This is a genomic window from Streptomyces sp. SDT5-1, assembly GCF_052245995.1.
Classification (GTDB): Bacteria; Actinomycetota; Actinomycetes; order Streptomycetales; family Streptomycetaceae; genus Streptomyces.
Genome location: NZ_CM125963.1, coordinates 250,178 through 269,941 on the forward strand (window position 1 = coordinate 250,178; position 19,764 = coordinate 269,941).

At 71.8% G+C, this 19,764-nt stretch carries 4 protein-coding genes; all 4 read right to left on the reverse strand.

Going from position 1 to position 19,764, the window contains the following annotated elements; translation table 11 throughout:
* Positions 1–27 precede the first annotated feature (27 nt).
* Entirely contained in the window at positions 28–15,084 is a 15,057-nt protein-coding gene (locus ACTWJ8_RS01250; RefSeq protein WP_443262440.1) for a WXG100-like domain-containing protein, read from the reverse strand.
* A 9-nt stretch (positions 15,085–15,093) separates the two neighbouring features.
* A complete protein-coding gene (locus ACTWJ8_RS01255; protein WP_356382126.1) occupies positions 15,094–15,486 on the reverse strand; it encodes a hypothetical protein in 393 nt (130 codons plus the stop codon).
* Positions 15,487–15,489: 3 nt separating this feature from the next.
* Positions 15,490–15,948, reverse strand: a complete 459-nt coding sequence (locus ACTWJ8_RS01260) for a YbaB/EbfC family nucleoid-associated protein (RefSeq protein ID WP_443262441.1) — start codon at positions 15,946–15,948, stop codon at positions 15,490–15,492.
* A 124-nt stretch (positions 15,949–16,072) separates the two neighbouring features.
* Positions 16,073–19,759 carry an AAWKG family protein gene (locus tag ACTWJ8_RS01265; RefSeq protein WP_443262442.1) on the reverse strand — a complete coding sequence of 1,229 codons (3,687 nt, stop codon included), beginning with the start codon at positions 19,757–19,759 and terminating at the stop codon, positions 16,073–16,075.
* Positions 19,760–19,764: the final 5 nt, after the last annotated feature.

Consider the following 19,764-nt stretch of genomic DNA (forward strand, 5'->3'; position numbering starts at 1 on the left):
ATCTTGGGCACCGAACTGAGATCCGATTCAGGCGTCTGCCGCCATGCTGTCGCCGTTGTTGTGGAAGGTGGCGTTGGTGCCGAGGCGGCGGAAGTCGTTCAGGACGCCCGCGAAGGTCTTCTTCGACGGCAGGTACGGCAGGAGGGCGGTGCGGTCGTTCTCCGTGAGGTGTTCGCGCAGGAGTTGGTTGTAGGCGTTGAAGGACGCCGCGGTGTTCGACGGCGCCTTCGCCGCTTCTCCGCGGTGGTCGTTGCTGACGGCGATGGACGCGAGGTCCATCAGGAAGCAGTCGAAGAGGTCCGTGACATCCCGGGGGCGCCCCTCCTCGCGCAGCAACTCGGCGAGGCCCAGGACGACATCGCGGTAGACGGCGTGCCGGCGGGTGAGGTGGTAGGCCGCCATGATGTGGTCCGCCTGGCCCGCGCCCTCCGTGGTCATGAACTTCGGGGGGTTCTGGCCCTCGAGGCCCGGCACCGGCAGGTCGGCGCCCTCGAACATGGCCTCCTCGACCTCGATCCGGGCGTCGCGGGAGGCCAGCGGGTGCAGGCCGATCTCGTGGGCGAGCATGCCCATCACGTGGCCGATGTCGTAGGTCTCGAAGTAGTAGCTCGCGAGGTTGATCTGTACGCCGTCGTCGCCGCGGTCCGTGACATCGGCGGGGGGTTCCTGCTTCAGCAGGTCGCGCTTGTGCAGGGTGATGCGGCAGGGGCGGGTGCCGAGGTAGGTGTCGACGACCTCGTGGCCTCGGAGCAGTTCGATGATGCGTACCGCCTTGTCGCGGTAGCGCTGGTCGGTGTGCTTGAGGTTGGTGAACTCGATGTTCCCGGACCGCAAGGGCGCATAGGCCGGCGCCGCTTGCGGTTCGGCAGGGGCTCGGGGCGGGGTCTCCGCCGAGGACTCGGTGGACTGGGGCAGGGACACCGGGTCGACCCACACCGTCGCGCGCGGCACGGCGGTGACGGCGGTGCGGGCCTCCTCCCAACTTCCTCCGTTCTCCTGGCTGTTCGCGGGCTGGTCGATGTCGCCGATCAGGGCGCTGAGGAGACTGAGGTGTCGGCCGCGCAGGCCCGCCGCCACGAGCGACGCGTCCTCGGGGGTCTCGTGCGGAGCGCCGAGCAGGCTGCCGGGAATGTGCGGGCGGTGGGCCGCGTCCGGCTCCCGGTACTCGTCGCGCAGGCCGAGCTGGTGTGTCAGTTCGTGCACCAGGTGCACCGGGTCGGCGTCCGCCCACCACACCGTCTGGTCCATCGGGCGGTCACGGTCCGCCAGGTCCACGGTCAGGTGCGGGGACTCCCCCGGCGTCACGAGTTCCACCGTCACATGCAGCCGGTCGCCGTTCGGCAGGCGGTACGCCGGGTCGTTGAGGTGCCGCGACACCCCGGCGTTCAACGTGTCGAACACCCGCCGCGACGCGCCCTCCCCGCCTCCGCGCAGCGCCACCCGCACGGTCAGGTCCGTCACCGGTTCGCCGCCGAAGGTGAACCGCCGCGCGTCGAAGCCCGAGCGGACCACGAACCGCGGGCGTGCGTCACGCGGGCCGACCGGAGCCGACGGTGTGACCTCCTGGACCGGTTCCGTACGGGCCCTGTCCACCGGAAGCCGGGGGCGCTCCTCGCCCGACGGTGGCGGCAGCGGGCGGCGGATGCTGTCGCCGCGGTTGTTGGTGCCCACGCGCATCGCGAGGGTGCCGAAGTCACGGACCACGCCCAGCATGCCCTTGTCCGGCGGCACCAGCGCCCGCACCGGGCTGTCGTCGGCGAGCTGCTGGACGAACATCTCCTTGTACGCGTTGTAGACCCGCGCCGTGTTCGACGGCTCCTTCGCCGCGTTGACCCGGTTGTCGCTCGTGATGGCGATCGAGGCGACGTCCATCAGGTACGTGTCGATAAGGTCCGTGACGTCCCGCTCCTGGGCGCCGGCCTTCCCTTCCCGCGCGTCTGCGGCGAGGACGTCGGCCATGCCCAGGACGATGTCCCGGTAGATCCGGTGCCGGGTGCTGCTCGGGAACACGGCCATGATGTGGTCCGCCTGGCGTGCCGTCTCCGTGCTCATCATGCGCGGCGGGTTCAGGTGTTCCAGGCCCGGGACCGAGAACGGCATGCCTTCGAGCAACGGCTCCTCGTCCCTGACCTCCGCGTTCCGGGACGCCAGGGGGTGCAGGCCGATCTCGTGGGCGAGCATGCCCATCACGTGGCCGATGTCGTACTTCTCGAAGTAGTAGCTGGCGAGGTTGATCTGTACGCCCTCGTCGCCGCGGTCGACGACGTCGGCCGGTGTCTCCGTCGTGCGCACGTGCAGCGTGATGCGTACCGGGCGGCCGCCTACGTAGGTGCTGATCGTGCCGTGTCTGCCCAGCAGGTCGGCGATGCGGGCCGCCTTGTCGCGGTAGCGCTGGTCGGTGTCGTTGAGGTTGGTGAACGCGATGTCGGGCGTGGCATCGGCGGTCTCGGCGCCCGACATGGTGTCCAGGTCGTACGCCGATGCGTCGGCCGGGGTTCGTTCGAGGAGCGGGACGAAGTCTCCGCCCCGGCGGCGCAGGCGGATGTGGGTGCTGTCGGAGGACGGGCCCGCGTAGGTGTGCGCGGTGCCGTTCTCCTCGATGAGGGTGACCGTGGTGCCGGTCGCGGCGGCGGCCCATTCGGCCACCGCACGGTCCGCCTCGCGTGTCCAGGGTGCCTCGGCGAGGTGGCGGCGCAGGTGTCCTTCGCGGGCGGCCTGGCTGGGGGTGGGTGCGTTCCGGACCTGCTTCAGCGGTGGTGGCGAGAAGAGCGTGGTGCGCTGGTCAGGTGTGCCCGGCAGGCCGTTCAGGCGCATCAGTTGGGCGGCCGGTACGCCGGCGCGGACACGCAGCCGCGCCGCTTCGTGGCGCTCGGTGTGCGGGTGGGCGGCGGCGTGTTGGAGGGCGGTGCTGAGGGCGCCGAAGAAGCCGTTGCCGCGGCCTGTGGGGCGGCCCTGGGTGTAGGTGGCTCCGTCGGGCGCGGTGAGGATGCCGTCGCGGTCGAGGCGATAGCGCGGGCCGCTGGGGTCGGTGGGCGGCGACCAGGGCGGAGTGTCGTGGCTGCGGTGCGCGGGCGGCTGCTCCTTGTCGCCGGTGTCGGCGGTCGTGGCCTCGCTGCCCGGCAGCGGTGTCGTGGTCGGTGCCGGCATGCCCGGTACCAATGCGGCGTGGAAGTAGCCGTCCGCGGTGAAGAGAACCGGGTCGGCCACCGGGTCGACGGCTGCCGGGTCGCCACCGTGCGGCAGGAACACCTGGTCGCGGCCCTCACCGGTGACGACGGTGAGCGGGGTGCCGAGGACGCGGGCGGCGAGCGCGGGCAGCAGGTCGGCTCCGCCGTGGTCGCCCGCGATACGGGCGGGCGGCGCCTGTTCACCATCGGGCCGGGACGTGGTGGTGTCCGGCGCCGGTTCGGCGGCGAAGGGGCGGGACAGCGCGGCGACGGCCAGGGCGACGCGCTGCGCGGGCGTCGGCCAGAAGGTGTCGGGCAGCCGTCCGAACGCGTCGTACTCGGCCTGCTGCGCGGGCGTGAACCGCACTCCGGCGAGGGCGAGTTCGTCCCGCGTGAAGGTGTCGGCGACGTCGAGGGCGAGGGCGTCGAGCAGGTCCTCGTTGCCGTCGTCGCCGAGCGCGGTGGCGAGCCGGTCGCGGGCGGCGCCGATGGCGGCGGCGGTGACGTCCGGGTCGCCGGGAGTGTGCGTGAAGCGGTCGGCGAGGTCGGTGCCGATCAGGTGCGGCAGCCGGTCGTGCGCGGCGGCGGTGGCGAGCAGTGCGTGGAAGAAGGAGGCGCCGTCGTGCGGCATGTCGTGCACCTCGCGCACCGTGGCGTCGTCCGGCGAGGTGAGGGTGCGCGGGGTGGCGCCTTCGGCGTCGGTGACGGTGTACGGGTCGGGGGCCTCGGAACGCCAAGCGGGTTGGGTGTACTCCTGCGGCCGGTCCGGTACGGGGACGGTGGTCGAGCCCTGGTGGTGGGCGGTGAGGCGGGACGCGGCGAGGTGCAGCCTGTGGTGGTCGGCGGCGGCGGTGTCGACGCGCTGCTGCCAGAGCCGGACGTCGTCGCGGGCGGCCTGCCAGGCGGTCACGGCCGGGGACTCGGCGACGGCCTTGGGCAGGGCGGTCGCCCGGTCGGGGTCGCCGTCGCCGAGCGCGGCCCGCTCGTCCGGGCTCAGGGCGAGCCACGTCTCGCGGGCTCGGGCGCGGGCGTCGTAGTAGGCGGTCTCGGCCTTGGCGAGGTCGCCCGCCGCGTCGGACATGGTGTCCCAGGCGGTGGCGACCTCGTCGGGGAACGAGGTGTCGTCCAGCAGTCCGAAGTCGCGGGCCAGGTCCTCGCGCAGCCACACCAGTGCGGTGGTCTCGGCCTCGGCGGCGCGCGGCCCCCGTACGGGCTTGCCGAGCGCCTGCATCGGGCGGCTGTCGGTGAGCCGGTGGTCCGCCTCCGCGACCGTCAGCCAGCTGACCGGCACGGCGAAGAGCATGCTGCGGTCGGTGACCACCTTGAGGTGGGTGCCGAGGGTGGTGTCACTGGCGCCCCGGAGCGCGTTGGTGTCATTGCTGCCGCCGAACGGAGCCGTGGCGCCGGGGATGACGAGGCCGGCGTTGGTGGTGCTGAAGATGGGGCTCGTACCGAGGGCGCCCTCGACGTTGTCGGTGACACCGGTCTCGTTGGCGTCGGAGGTCTTGGCGCGCTGCATGGCTTCCATGCGCGGCTTGCTCTCGACGGCGAGGAGCCGGGCGCCGGTGCGGTGCATCTTCGCGTACAGGCGGGAGTCGGCGGTGTGGGACTGGCCGAAGAGGCGGGCGGACGCCTGGGTCGGCAGCTGCGAGCCGTGGGAGCCGAGCGCTTCGCGGAAACCGGCCGTCAGACCGCCCTGGGTGGTGGCTTCCTGCTGGGCCTGCGCGGCGGCGGTGCCCAGGGCCGTGAGCGGGGTGGAGCGGGCCATGCGCAGCCGCTCGGCCAGGGTGTTGCCGGTGTGCCGCTGGCCCGCGTCGCTGTCGGCGAATCCGTCGGCGCGGGCGGTGGCGAGGGTCAGTGCGTCCCGTACGTTGCCCGCGCCGAGGATGTCGACGGCGAGGATGCCGGAGCCGATCCGGTCGTCGAAGCGCAGGACGTCGGAGGCGCCGGGGGTGGTGCCGGCGGGGGCGGTGCGCCATGCGGCGATGCCGTCGGGGCGTGCCTGTTCGGGGGTCTTCATCCGCACGGCGCGTTCCGGCTCGGGCACGTCGCGTTCGGTGAGCGCGCCGTCGGCGCCTTCGCCGTCCGGGGTGAGCAGGCTGGCCGGGGCCGTTTCGTGCAGGGTGCCGACGTGGGACACGGCGCGCGGCGCGAGCCGGCCGCCGGTCGCGTCGGTCATGGTGACGGTGAGGATGTAGTCGGTGACGATCTCCGCGTGTGCCTGGGTGGTGGCGATGTTCGGCATCGCCGTGCTGCCTGCGGTCCGCGTACGGGTGGTGGCCTGCTGCTGGGTGGCGGTGCCCTGGACCGCGGGCCCGGCGATCAGCGGGCCGCCGCCCATGCGCTCGCCGACGCCGAGGGTCGCGTCGCCGCCGCGGTCCTGGACGGTGGCGTCGGCGCCGTCGCGCGCGTTGGTGCGGTAGTCCTCCAACTCGTACCCCGTACGCAGCCGTTGGACGGTGGTGGTGACCGGTGTCAGCTTGAACGTGACCTGCCCCGGGCTGCCACCGACGACCACATGGTGGGGGCTGGACCAGGAACGGTAGCGGACCGGCAGGGTCATGCCGTCGGTGGTCAGTTCGTGCAGATGGGCGCGGAGGAAGTCCGGGGAGAGCCGCTGGAGCACCTGTTCCCGGTCGTGCGATGGGACACCGATCTTCGCCAGGCGTGGCAGGAGTTGGTGTGCCGCGTTGCCGGCGTCGAGCTGTCCGCTGGGGTGGGTCGGGAAGCGGCGGCCGCGCAGGAACGCGGGGACGCGGTAGCCGCCGCCGAGGTTGCGTGGTGTGTCGGTGCCGAGACCGTCCGGGGCTAGTCCGGCCTCGATGGCGTCCTGCATCGGCAGGTGCATCATCACGGCGTCCTTGATGCGCTGGAGCGCGGCGGCTGCCCTGCGCGGGGCGAGGACGCGCCCGAGCCGGTCGGAGACCCGTCCGGCGGCGGAGCCGAGTGCGGCCCCTGCGCGGGTGCCGACAGTGCCCATCGCGGCGGTCCAACGGTCCCGTACGGCGACGGTCTCGGTGGCGTCGGCGGCCAGGAGATACATCCGGCCCGTGTAGCTCAGGGTGGTGTTCCGGCCGCGCGTGACGGTCTGGGAGATGCTGCGGCCCTTGCCCCAGGCGTACTGGAGGGCGGTCTGGTACGTGCCGGTGACGCCCTGGTGTCCCGGGGTGTGCTGGTAGGGGATGTCGCTGCCCTGGAGGCCCACGGTGGCCCGTGTGGTGGTGCCGGAGCTGCCGAGGATGCGGTGCTCGTTGCCGAGGGTGGCCTCCAGGCTGCCGGGCTTCGGGTCGCTCGTGACCCGTACGTTCGTCAGCTCGCCGCGGACCGCGGCCTTCAGGTAGTGCGTGCGCAGTGGTCCCGCGCCGGTCAGTCCGGTGATCCGGGTGCCGAACGGTCCGAGGTACTGGCCGAGTTGGCCCGCGATGCTCAGGTTGGCCATGGCGCGGCGCAGCGCGGTGCGCACCGGGGCGCCGGGCGCGCTGACGTGCCATGTGGTGCCGGACGCACGGTCGGCGGTGTCCTGCATGAGCCGGGTGCGTGGGCCGCCGCCCTCGGTGCTGAGGACGACGTGCGGTGAGGTGAGCAGCTTGCGGGTCAGGTCACGGTCGGCGGTGGTGGTGTGCGGCAGGGGCCGCGTGCCGTCGAGGAGTTGGTCGGCTTCGGTGGCGGAGAGCCGCTGCGGGGGCGGGGCGGGTGCGGCTGCGGCGGTGCTCGGGTCGGTGGGGGCGTGGCGTTCGGAGCCGTGGGAGGAGGGGACGGCCAGTTCGACGCGGCCCACGCCGGCGCTGCCGCCGTCGAACAGCGGGCGTTCGGCGACCTTGCTGACGAAGATGCCGCCGCCGAGCAGACCGGCCGTGGCGAGGCGCGTCCAGCCGCGCGGGCGGCGGTGGCCCTCGAAGGTGGCTCCCAGCTCGACGCGGTAGCTGTAGAGGTCGGCGGTGCTCTGGAACGCGAGGTTGTCGTGGGTGACGGCGGACGTGCTCCGGGTGGCCGTCTGGTCGGTCCTGCCGAGGCGGGCGCCGACGGTGACATTGCCGATCTGGGCGAGTGAGGTGGTCCCGGGGACGGGGGTGTGGTCACGGGGCGAGACGCCGAGCTCGACGCCGCCGGAGAGGGTGCTGGAGGCCTGCTCGCCCTGTCCTGACACCTCGGTGCCGATCACGCCGTTGCGGAGGGAGCGCTCGCTCATGGTCGTCTCGAAGCGGCGGTCGGTGAGGCGCGCCCGCAGGATCAGCGTGTGGTGGCCGCGGCGCACCTTGCCGTCCTCGGTGAGGGTGACCGGGACTCCGGTGGTGGTCAGGTCATCGAGGCTCTGCGCCAGCGTGGGACGGTTCAGGGCCTCACGCACCTGGCGGTCGTTGTGGAGGGCGGTGCGCATGCGGCCGTCGCCGTACCAGAGCTTGGCGAGTCGCGGGTGACGGAGCATCAGCGGCGGGGCGAACAGGGACGGGTACGACTGGTGGAGGGTGTCGAGGACGGTGTCCGTGAAGAGGCGGAGGGGGTCGGGGGGCGGTTCGGTGGCGGCTTCGGGGCCCGTCGTGGTGTTGAGGTCTGCCGCGGCCCTGGGGTCCGTCGTGGTCGCGGCGCTCGCCGGTGTCTTCGGGGCCGGGGTCGTGTCCGGCGTCGACTTGGTGTCCGGGCGGAAGCCCTCGGCGCGGATCTGGCCGCCGAGGTGGACCGGGTCCTCGCGGGTGAGGTACCACGGCACGGGCGGCTCGGCGTCGGGGTTCGGGCCCGTCCGGCCGGGCGTGCGGCTGTCCCAGCCGGCGAGGCGTCGGGCGTCCTGCGTCGACATCCAGTCCAGGCTGACCACACGCACCGGACGGGCGGCGGAGGCGGGTTGACCGGCCGCCCGCACCATGAGGGTGCGCTCCACCCGGTACAGGGCGACCGGGTGGTTGCGGACGCGGCCGGTGACCTTGCGGGCCGCGTCCGCACCGTAGTAGTGGCCGCGCCCCGTGCTCACGTCCGAGCGGACCTGGGGCCCGCCCTGGACACGTACGTCCACATCGGGCCCGACGAAACTGTGGTTGGGACCCGAGGTGACCTGGACGCCGAAACGGGTGTCACGGACGTGGCCGCGCTGGTTCTGGTACGTGGTCTGCGTGAGGTCACGCACCTCCGCCTTGACCGACTCGGCGACCAGCGTGGCGCGGTGCGGCACCGACCGCTCGACCACCAGATGGCCGAGCGGGTGGTGTCCGCTCCCCCGGGTCAGTTCCGGGCTGCTCACCGGCCCCGCGAGCCGCCCGAACAGTCCGAGGAGCCGCCCCGGCCTGACGTACGACACGAGGGTGCGGTGCGCCGAACTGCCGGGCCGTGCACCGGAGATGGCGAGCGCGATCTCCTCCGGCGGGTCCGTCAGGTGCAGGCCGGTGGTGTCGACCATGCGGGGTTCGACGCCGCCCGGGAAGGTCAGCGTCTCGGGGGCGCGCCGAGTTCCCGTGTACGGGACGGTGAGGTCGTCGGGCAGCCGCCAGCTCAGGCCGTCCCGCACGGCGAACGAGGCGGTGTGCACAGGGGTGCGCCGCCAGTTGGGTCCGCCGGTGTCGTTCGTGGAGCGGCCAGGAGACTGCTTCGGCCCCTCGGTGACACGCTCCACCCGTACCCGATAGTGCACGTCGTCGAGGTGCAGGTGCGAGCCCTCGAAGGCGCGGTGCTCGGACTGGTGGAAGCTCTGGGTGCCGAGCGTGAAGTCGGTCCTGCGGGTCCAGCCGAGGGAGACACCGATCTTCAGGAGCCAGTTGAGCGGCGGGCCCATGCTCAGCGCGCCCGCGATCCGCCGACCGACGCCGACGCTGCGCCCGGCGCCGGTTCCCGACTGGCCTCGGCGCATGGTGTCGAGGCGGGTGGTGCCGCCGTCGATGTCGTTGAACCGTTCCCAGCGGTGGTACGGGACGGCCTCCACGGTCAGCTCGTGGCCGACGCCGGACTTCTCGCGACCCACGAAACGGGCGCCGCGCGGCGCGGTGAACGCGGCGGGCTGTTCGGTGAGCAGCCGCAGCAGTTCGGCCTCGTCGAACTGGGAACGCAGTTTGGGCGGCAGCGCGTCGAGGATCTGCCGGGCCGCGACGTCCGGGGCCCGGAGGTTGAGGGTGCCGAGGCCGGTGAAGAGTCCGGTGGGGGTGGCGCTGTCCGTGGTTTCGGCGTTCGGGTCGGCGTCCGGGCTGATCAGGACGGTGGGCAGCCGGCTGCCGTCGTCGAAGGTGACGGTGCGCGGGGCGGGGCCCGGCGGCGCGGCGTCCGGTCCGGTCATGAGGCGGGGCGGGCGGTGCCGGTCGAGCTGGGTCTCCAACGGGACGGGTTCGCCGCTGCCCTTGGGCGTGGTGTCGTCGTCGCTGAAGACGCCGTCGGCTCCGCCCATGCCGCGCAGCCACTCGCCGAACGGGTCGGGGGCGGTGGGCTCGGGGGCAGCGGTTTCGGGGGCCGGGGTCGGTGGTGGCGGTGCGGGGGTGGCGGGGATCAGGGCGTCGAAGTGGTCCCGGCCGTTGTACGCGAGGTGCAGTGTGCCGTGGGAGCCGCCGGGGTTGAGGCGGGTGACGTAGGTGTCTCCCGGCGCCCCGTGCGGGTCGGGCTGCACGAGCCGCAGGTCTACGTCGAGGGTGTGCGCCAGGGCGTGCGGGAGCAGGTCACCGAAGGGCGAGGACCACAGGCCGGTGCGCTCGGCGGCAGCCGCGATCAGCCCCTCGGTGCCGATGCGCCGCGCGTCGCCGGGCGTGGGAGCCACGTCAGCGAGTTGCGGATACCCGCTGTCGTCGAGGATCTGCCGCCACTGTTCGGGGTCGCCGTCGGTGACGACCTGCTCGGCGATCCGGTTCCAGTGCTCGGTGATCCGCTCCCGCTCCCCCGGGTCCGTGACCCCGGCGACGGCGGTCATGCGCAGGTCGTCCACCACCGCGAGCACCGGGTCGGGTGTCATGGCGGCGGCCGTGGCGACCAGTTCGGAACCGGCGAGGCGGTCGCGCAGGAGTGCGCGCAGTCCTGCGACGTTGCGCGCGGCCCAGGCGGGCGGGATGTCCTGGCCCCGCGCGCTGTCGAGCAGGGACCGGAAGAGGCAGTCGCCGTCGGCGCGGGTGCGCAGCCGGGTCAGCGAACGGCCGTCGACGTGAACGGTGCCGGTCGCTTCGGTTGTCGTAGTCCCCTTGCTGAACAGGGCCACGTCACCGGCGAGACTCGACGGGAGGCTACTGGAGGTGGCCAAGTCGGGTCTGCGACGCAGCAGTTCGGCGATGCCCTGCTGGTCGAGGGAGAGTTCGGAGAGGGGCAGTGGTTCGTTGGAGAGGGACCAGGTGACGTGCGCGGACGGGGCGTAGTCGAGGCCGCGTACGTCGTCGGGTGAGATCAGGGTGTTCGGGGGCGGTTCGGTGGGTGGCGGCGGGAGGAGCGTGTCGAGGGTGGTGTCGGGTCCGCCGGACGTACGCAACTCGGCTGCCGCGCGCAGGAATTCGGCGTACTGATCGGCGGTGGGCCCGGTGGTGGGGTCGGCGGCGTGGGTGTCACCGGTGTTGTGGAGGTGGTCGGTGACCATGCGGTTGAGGAGATCGGGGGTCATCCGGCCGTCGCCGTAGCGGGTGGTGGCGTGGGGGCTGTGCCAGCGGAGTGTGTCCACGTAGGCGAGGCCGGACAACAACTCTCGGTTCTGCGGGTGTTGTTCGGCGTCCGGGCCGAGTATGTCGCGCAGTGTGCGGATCTGCTGGAGGGTGCTGGCGCGGGTGAACGGGTCGGCCGGTTCCGGGCCGTGGTGGAGTCCGGCGTCGCGGGCCAGTCGGTCGAGGGTGGCACCGGTGGGTTCGGGGGTGAACAGCCGCCAGCGGCCGGGTCCGTCCGTGCCTTCGGTGAGGACTGCGCGGACGTTGCCGTCGCGGTCGCGGGCGGTGCCGACCTCGGTGGTCGGTGCGTACACGGGGCGGCCGGTGCGGTTGGCGACGTGCTGGGCGACGGGCAGTCCGGCCACGGCGGGCTGCCGGCCGGTCTCGCACGAGTACAGCACCAGGGGTCGGTCCTGCTGTCCGTCCTGCGCCCATGATGTGAGCACCTCACCGAGCTGCACTCCGCTGACCTTGACGCTGGGGTGTGCCGGGTCGTCGGTGCCGAGTGTGACGGTGCGGGGGGTGCCGTGGCCCGCGAAGTAGTCGGCGCGGGGCAGTGGGGTGGGTGGGCCGGTGAACACGGTGCGGGGGGTGTCGTTGCCGTCCGGCCCTGACGTGGTGCGGACGGGGCGGAAGGTGTCCTGGTCGATGAGTCCGGCACGGCGCTCGCTGAACGGTGTGCCGTCCTCGGCGGGGCTCTGCGAGATCGTCAGCGTCTGCACGGGGCGGCCGGGGGTGGGGTGTGCGGCCGATGAGGGCGTCCAGCGCCGGAGGCGGGAGATCGGGACTGTTTGCCCGGTGAGGGTGGTGATGACGGGTGGGGTGGGGGTGGTTGCGCTCTGGGCGGCGGGCCGGGTGACGATCTTCGCTGCGGGTGGTGGTGGGGTGCTGCTGCGGCCGGACTCGGTGTGCAGGCCGGTCGCCTCTTCGAGGAGGGGGCTGGACTCGGTGTCCGGTCCTGGGCCGCTCTCGGTGCTCGGGCGGGCGGCCGCCGGGCCGAGGGCGTCGGCGAGCGGCAGCAGCACGTCCGCGTCGGGGAACGCGGTGTCGGCGGACTGGGTGGCGGGTTGAGGGCCGGCGAGCGGACGTACCCGGACGGGGGCGCCGGGCCCTCCGCGGGTCAGCTCCACGGCGGTGCGTGCCGGGTGGCCGGTGCCGTCCGGCCCGAAGACGACGGCCTGGTCGGCTCCGGCACCGTCGAGGACGGCGGTTGCCTCGGGGGTTCCGGGCGGGGGCGGCGGGGTCTGGGACACGACGACCGTCAGAGGTGGCACCTCGGCAACGACCGGCTCCGCCTCGGGCGTGGACTCGGTCCGTACGGCGGTGTACGAGCCGGTGGTGGCCACGGGCGGCGGGGTGGCATGGGAGTCGGATGTGTTGGCGGCGTCCGCGGTGGTGGTGACGTCGGAGGTGTTGGCGGTGTCCGGTGAGGTGGTGAGGTCGGAGGACGTGAGCGTGTCCGGCGTGCTGCTGGTGGGCGAATCCTGCGGGTCCCCGACGGGCGACGGGGCGTCCGGTGTGGTGGACCCGGGGTCGCGCCGTGGGGCGGGGGTGCTGCCCGTGCCGGGGCCGGCGGAGGTGTTGGGGCTGGGCGTGAGTGCGGGTGTGGTGTTGCCGGGCGCGGGCGGGGCGACCGGGGCGGGTCCGTTGGCGGTCACGGCGCCGGGGGTGTGCGACGTGTCTGCGTCGGGGGACGTCGAGCCGTCGGGGGCGGGGCTCGTCGAGGGATGGGGGTCCGCATCGGTGTCGGGTGTGCGGGAGCCGACCGTGTCCGGTCCTGGCGAGGTGCCGAGCGTCTGGCCATCAGGCCGACCGGAGCCGTTGGCGACGCCCTGCGGCGAACCGTCCGCCGCATCGAAGTCCGAGCCCGGAGACACCGAGCGGGCGGAGTCAGGTGTGCCCGCCGAGCCGACGGCAGACCCGGTCGAGGCGTCCACGCCCGGCACGCGGGAAGCGTTGGCACCCAGTGCGGGCGAACTGTCGGACGTCCGGACGTCAGGCCGGTCGACGGTCTCGGGGCCGCCCCGCACCGAACCGTCCGCCGTATCCAAGTCCGAGCCCGGAGACACCGAGCGGGCGGAGTCAGGTGTGCCCGCCGAGCCGACGGCAGACCCGGCCGAGGCGTCCACGCCCGGCACGCGGGAAGCGTTGGTGCCCGGTGCGGGCGAACTGTCGGGCGTCCGGGCGTCAGGCCGGTCGGTGGTCTCGGGGCCGCCCTGCGGCGAACCGTGCGCCGTATCGGAGCCCGAGTCCGGGGACGTCGAGTGGGCAGAGTCGGGTGTGCCCGCCGAGCCGACGGCAGGCGCGAAGGACATGTCCGTGTCCTGGGTGTTGGAGGTGCCGGGCCCCGGCCCGGTCGAAGTACCGGAACCAGGAGCTGCGGGCGTGTCCGTACCGACGGCGTCGGATGTTTTCCGGTCGGCCGCGCCCGACGCATCCGCATCCTGCGCCGACGAACCACCCTGGCCCGTCGAGTCATTGCTGCCACCCGCCGCGCTCGAAGCCCCCGAACCGGGCGTCGTGGACGAACTGGCACCGACACCGGACTCTGCGCCGCCGCCCGGCAGCGACGTGTGGTCCGCTCCCCCGGGCGCATCGACCGGGTCCAGGCCCTGCGTATCGACGGCACCCGGAGCCGTCACCGTGACCGGCGCGCCCAAGCCGTCCAGGACGCCACGGATGTGATCCACGTCGGCCTGCGTCGCGGCGCCTCCCGGGGACACCACCCGCACCTCGGGGACCTGCGACAGGCGGTCGTGCAGGGCGTCTCGCACACCCACTTCGGTGCTGCCTGGTGACATCCCACGGAGCATGCCCAGGTCGTCCAGCGCCTGCCGGCGGACATCCGGCGGGCCGGTGAGGACCTGCTGCCACAAGTGGCTCTCCCCCGTGGACACCGAGGACGGCGTGTACGGCGTGTACGGCGTGTACGGCGGCGGGGCGTCCATCGGGGTGTACGGCGGAGGGCCGGCGGCCTGGTCGCCGGTGGGCGCGTCGGCGGCTGGGGACTGCGCCGGGACGTCGCCGCTCTCCGTGTGCGGGCGGCCGGATCCGCCCGCGGAGCGCGTCGGCTCGCCCTCGCCCCCGCTCACTGTCGGCGGCGTACGCATCGTGTCGATCGTGTTGCGGAACTCCGCACCGCTGTTGACGGCGGTCGACGTGAGCGAGGACTCGACCTGGCTGCTGACACCCGCGCCCACGAACGTGGACCAGCTCGTCGACCAGTCCCCGTCGAACACACCCTTGATGAAGATCTCCGCGAGCGCCTCACCGGCTCCGGCGGCGACGAAGTCGGTCGTCCCCTTGAGGCCGTAGTGCCCGGCGAGGCCCCGGAGGTTGTCCGCGTTGTCGCGCAGAATCGTGCTGTTGCGCCACAGGTTCGGGTTGTTGAGGAACGACAGGGAGTTGTTGTGCAGCAGCGGCGGCGGGTTGCGGGTGATGCCCGAACCGCCCGGCACCGGCGTCGGGTCGGGGGTGGGGGTGGGACCCGGGTCGTGCGGCTTCGGGTTCGGGCCCGGTGTGTGGTCCTTGAGGTCGGGGCCGAGGTCGTTCCGCGGATTCGGGGTCGGCGTCGGCGTAGGCGTCGGCTTGAAGTCGAGGTCGGGGCCGTCCTTGAGGAACTTGCTGTCGTAGCTGTTGACGATGTTGCGGCCGAACCTGTCGAAGATGCTGGTGAGGCCACCGGCCGCCGCGCCGAACGCCCCGTCCTTGAGGATCTGGTTCCAGTCGAAGCCGTCGGGGCGGCGATTGTTCGGCGCGAAGTTCATCATGGCCAGGCGCACCGCGAACGTGGTGAACGCCTCGGCGAACGCCTCCGTCAGCGCCGGCGCCAGGTGCAGCCGCTGCAGCAGATGGCTGAGCGTGGTGAGGATCATGAACCGGCTGCGCAGCTTGGCCATCATGATCTGGCTCGCCGACGCGCCGCCGGTGAAGAACGACATCGCGAGGTAGATGGCGATCTCGATGAGCAGGCGGATGACCTCGGCGATGACCTGCCACTTGGACTCCATGATGTCCATGGAGGTCTTGCGCCGGCCTTCGGCGATCTTGTCGAGCTGCTCGGCGAACTGGCGCAGGTAGTTCTTGCCGTTGTCGTCGGTGAGCGTGCCCATCGCCCTGGCGTACGACTTGGCCAGGTCGTCGGGCATCGCCTCGGCGATGTCGTGGACGGACTTGTCGATGAGCGACGACAGCCGGTCCATCTTCCGGCCCAGGCCGGAGTACGGCTGACGGCTGTCGTAGGCCAGATCCTCGTCGGCGTCGATCAGCTTCTCGCCGGTGAGGATGAAGATCATCGCGTTGACCTCGGGCGAGGCCTTGATGCTCATCGGTGCCCGTCAGCGGTGACCGCGGTTGCCGACACCGTCGACATCGACGCCGACGCCGTCGCCGAGTCCGTCGGTCTCGATGCGGCTGTTGCCGCGCTCGACGTCCTCGATGTTCTGGTCGCGGGTGCGCTTCATCATCTCGACCTGGCTGAGCGTGGAGTCCGTGATGCCCACCAGGGCGTCCCTGATGGACATCATGGTGTCCTTGGTGGTCTGCCGCTCCTTCTGCTCCTGCGGTCTGGCCTTCTCGGCGAACTCGCCTTCATGGCCCGGCCAGTTGACCGTGGGTGCCAGGCCGTCGAGGAACTCCTCGGTCATGCTCTTGACGAGTGTCGCGATCTCCTCGAGCTGGCCCGTGCAGGCCTCGATGCGCTGCGGGTCGACGTAGTACCGCTGTCCCATCCGTCAGTCCTCCCCGTCCTCGCCGAGCGCGTCACGCCAGGCGGGTGTGGCGGTCCGGGTGTCGTCGCGTGCGGTGTCCTCGTCGTCCTGCAGCACCTCGGGGCCGAAGATGCGCTCCCAGTCCAGCTCGAAGCCCTTCAGCTCCGGTACGTTGCTGCTCGGCTCCGCGAACGGTGCCATCGCCTTCATGACATGCCGGTTCATCTTGATGCGTGCCGCGCTCGACGCCTCCAGGACGCTCGCGGCCAGTTCCTGGGGTGACATGTCGCGGTGCTTGTTCTCCAGGAACTCGATCCCGGTCAGTTCGCCCTGGGGGCCGACGGTGGCGCGGACCGCCCGGTCGGAGGACAGCACGGAGAAGGACGCCTGCCGGAGTTCGCGCTCGGTGCGCGCGATGGCCTCCTGGGCCTCCTGGAGCTCGACCATCGCCTTCTCCAGGCGCTTCTCCAGCGGTTCCGCCATTGCCGGCCCACCAGCCCTTCCGCGTCGGTCTGTTCGTGCTGTCGGTGTCTCAACTACCTTCATGATCTTGCCTGGTGAGGGTCGTGCCGCGGAAGTCGTGGGCGAGTGGTGTTCGTCTCGACGCCTACCGTCCGATGACCGCGGGGGCGCCACCCTCGTCGGTGCCCCACACGTCCGCGTCCTCCTCCAGGTAGTCGGCGGAGCTGGTCGTGGCCCGTCGGCCTGTGGTGTCCGCGTCCTGCTCGGAACCTTCGCCGGTGGTCGTCGCGACGCGCGGGGCCGGGGCGAGGAAGGTGTCGCTGTCCTCCTGGCGGTTCCACGGGTTGCGCCGACGGCGGTTGCGCCGCTCGCTCTCCTCGGCCGCGTCGACCAGGACGGCACGCACGCGTTCGCCGTTGCCCTTGTCGGCGCCGCCCGCCCCCATGCCGCCGGCGCCGCCCATCGGCATCCCGGGCGTGCCCGGCGTACCGGGGGCTCCTGGTGCGCCGGGCTGCTGGGCGCCGCCGACTCCGGCTCCGCCGTTCAGTGCGGAGGCGCCGGTGGTGCTGTCCGCGAGAGGTGCCACGTGGCCGCTGCCGCCGACCGCGCCCGACACGTCGCCCAGGGACGAGGTGACGGTCTCGGTGCCGGGGCTCGCCCCGCCCGAGCCGTCCGTCCCATTCAAGCCACCCGTCCCGCTCAAGCCGCTCGACCCGCCCAGTCCGCCGACCCCGTCCAAGCCGCCCGACCCACCGAGCCCACTCGTTCCGACGCCTCCGCGTCTGTTCAGGTCGTGCAGATTCACCTTCTCCGTGTGCCCCTGGGGGTCCGTGGTCGTGGCGATCCCCGTGTCCGGGTCGATGGTCTGCTTGCTGCCGTCCGGATACGTCGTGGTGAGCTGCCCGTTGTCGAGCGTGGTCGTGGAGCCGTCCGGGTTGTGCACCGAGGCGCCGTGGGTGAGGTCGGTGGTCGTCGTGGTGCCGTCCGGGTTGGTGACGGTGAGCGCCCCTGTGTCGGGGTCGAACGAGGAGTGCCCGCCGTCGGGGAACGTGGTGGCGAAGTCGTCGCCGTCCATGCCGGTGTGTCCGCCGGTCGGGGTGTCCAGGCTGTTGGCGCTGTTGAGGTCGCCGAAGCTGCCGAAGTCCGACGTGGTCGGGATGTCGGCCCCGATACCGCCGAGGTCGTTCGATCCGCTGCCGCCGTTGATGTTGCCCAGGCTCCCGAGGTTGCTGGTCGTGGTGTGACCGCTCGGGTCCGTGGTGGTTGCCTGGCCGTTGGACGGGTCGACGGTCTGGCTGCTGCCGTCGGGGAATGTCGTCGTCAGCTTGCCGTCGTCCCCGAGGGAGGTCACCGAGCCGTCCGGGTTGGTCAGCGAGCGGCCGTCACCGAGGTCGACCGTGTGTGTCCCGCCGTTCGGGTCGGTGGTGGTGACTTCGCCGGTGGCCGGGTCGAAGGATGACGTACTGCCGTCCGGGAAGTCGGTCGACACGTCGCCGTTGTCGGTCAGTTGGGTGTGGCCGCCGGTCGGGGTGTCGAGGGTGCCGCCGCCGAGCTGTTCGTTGATCGCGTCGTTCGCGGCGTCGATGTCGGCGCCATTGAGGTTGGCCCCGTTGGTGTTCGCGTCGTTGTTCAGGCCCTGGAGGCTGCCGAGGTTGTCCGTGTGCGTGGAGCCGTCCGGGTTGGTGGTGAGGCTCTGGCCCGTGCCCGGGTCGACGGTCTGGGTGGTGCCGTCGGGGAACGTGGTCGTCAGCTTGCCGTCGTCGCCCAGGGAGGTCACCGAGCCGTCCGGGTTGGTCAGCGAGCGGCCGTCGCCCAGGTCCGTGGTCGTGGTCGTGCCGTCCGGGTTGGTCGTGGTGACTTCCCCGGTCGCCGGGTCGAACGAGGTCCGGCTGCCGTCGTCGAAGTCGGTGGTCAGCTTGTTGCCGTCGAGGCGGGTGCTGCCGCCGGTCGGTGTCTTCAGGCCGTTGCCGCCGCCCCCGTTGAGGCCCCCGAGGTTGCCCAGGCTCTGCGTCACCGGGATGTTCGGGTTGCCGCCGAGCCCCTGGGTGTCGCCGTTGCCGAGCTGCTGATCGGCGCCGCCGTTGCCATTCCCGTTCAGGTCGCCCAGATCGCCGAGACTCTCGGTGACCGGGTTCTGTCCACCGCCGCCGTTCAGGCCGTCGAGGTTGCCCAGGTTCTCGGTCGTGGGGCCGTTCTGCTTCAGGTACTCGTCGAGCTTGTCGAGGCTCTGGTCGCCGCCACCGCCACCACCGTTGATGTCACCGAGGCTGTTCTGGAGGTCCTTGGCCTGCTGGTCGGCCTCGCGCTGGGCCTCCTCCTGCTGCTTGCGCTGTTCCTCGCGCAGCTCCTCCTGGTACGCCTTGTCCTCTTTGCGCTGCTCTTCTTGTTCCTTCCGCAGCTCGTCCTGGTAGGCCTTGTCCTCGTTGCGCTGTTCTTCCTGCTCCTTGCGCAGCTTCTCCTGGTAGGCCCTGTCCTCCTCGCGCTGCTTGTTCTGCTCGTCGCGGAGGTCCTCCTGGGCCTGACGGTTCTTCTCGTTCTCCTCCTCGATCCGGTCCTTCTCCTCCTCCGCCTGCTGCTTCTCGTAGTCGTCGGAGGCCGTGCTCGTCGACTTGGGCTCCGGCACGTTGCCGGAGAAGTCCTTGGAGAGGTCGAGGAAGTGGTTGTTCAGGTTCGACTGCACCGTGCGGGCCGGTTCGCCGAGGTACTCGTCGATGCCCTGGTTCCAGATCTTGACGGCCTTGTCGCCGACCTTGGCCCAGTTCTCGATGTTCGTGAGGTCGCCGTACTCCGGGTGGCTCTGGGTGAAGCCGTCCTTCGGGGTGTGGTACGTGCTGGAGGAGTACATGCTGGTCGTCGTCCGGATCTCCGTCTGGGCGACGTTGTGCTCGTCCACCCACATCGCCAGGTCGTCCAGGACGTAGCGGAGCACCTGAAGCGGGTCGTAGTACGGGGAGTTGGCCCATTTGCTCCATGCCTGGAGGAGTTCCTTGGCGGAGTTCTCGAGGTACGTGCGGCCGAGGGAGAGGGCCCGGGAGTAGACGGTGGCGCCGTTGCCGGTCGCGTCGCCCTCGCCGGCCGTCTCGTCGAAGGTCTCGATGTAGTTCTCGTAGTTCTCGCGGACCTTCTTGAGCAGGTTGCGGAAGACCTCGGCCGCCTCGCCCTTCCAGCTCGCGCCGTCGCCGCCGAACCGCTTCTCCCAGTCCTCGAGGACTTCCTTCGTCTCGCGGAAGAACTTGGCGGCGTAGTCGAAGGACTCCCCGGTGCGGTCGAAGGAGTCGAGGTCGACGGCGGCTTCCTCGGGCACACCCACGTTGCTGAACCGGGCGTCGCCCGTGCCGCCGGCCAGCAGCTTCATGAGCGCCTCGCGCGGCCCGTTCATGTACCGGGCGAGCGTGACCGTGCTCATCTTGTCTTTGTTGTAGTCGGTGAAGTCGTTGCCCGAACTGACCGAGGCGTCCGCGTAGTTGTCGCTCCCGGGGTCGGCGAAGTGGATCTCGTCGCCCGACTTGACGCGGCCTTCGAAGACGATGCGGGCCTGTTTGATGACCGTCTTCTTGCCGCTGTCGAAGAAGTAGATGTCGTAGTCTTCGCCGCTGTTCTGGAGGAACCCGGAGTCCTTGACCGCGTTGCTGAGGCTGTGCTCCTGGATGTCCATCCGGAAGAGCTTGCCGCCGTGGTCGGAGCGGAGTGTGTCGAAGACGGTGGAGCGGTCCGGCACCGGGTAGCCCGTGATGTGCGTGACCAGGTTGGCCCAGATGTCGCTCTGCGGGTCCTTGGCGTCCTTGAACTCGCCGATGTTGTCCCGTGAGTCCTTGTCGTACCGCTCCGCCACCGGGC

Coding starts and splice junctions, on each gene's coding strand:
- ACTWJ8_RS01255 (WP_356382126.1), bottom strand. CDS start 15,486: ATGGGACAGCGGTACTACGTCGACCCGCAGCGCATCGAGGCCTGCACG.
- ACTWJ8_RS01260 (WP_443262441.1), bottom strand. CDS start 15,948: ATGGCGGAACCGCTGGAGAAGCGCCTGGAGAAGGCGATGGTCGAGCTC.
- ACTWJ8_RS01250 (WP_443262440.1), bottom strand. CDS start 15,084: ATGAGCATCAAGGCCTCGCCCGAGGTCAACGCGATGATCTTCATCCTC.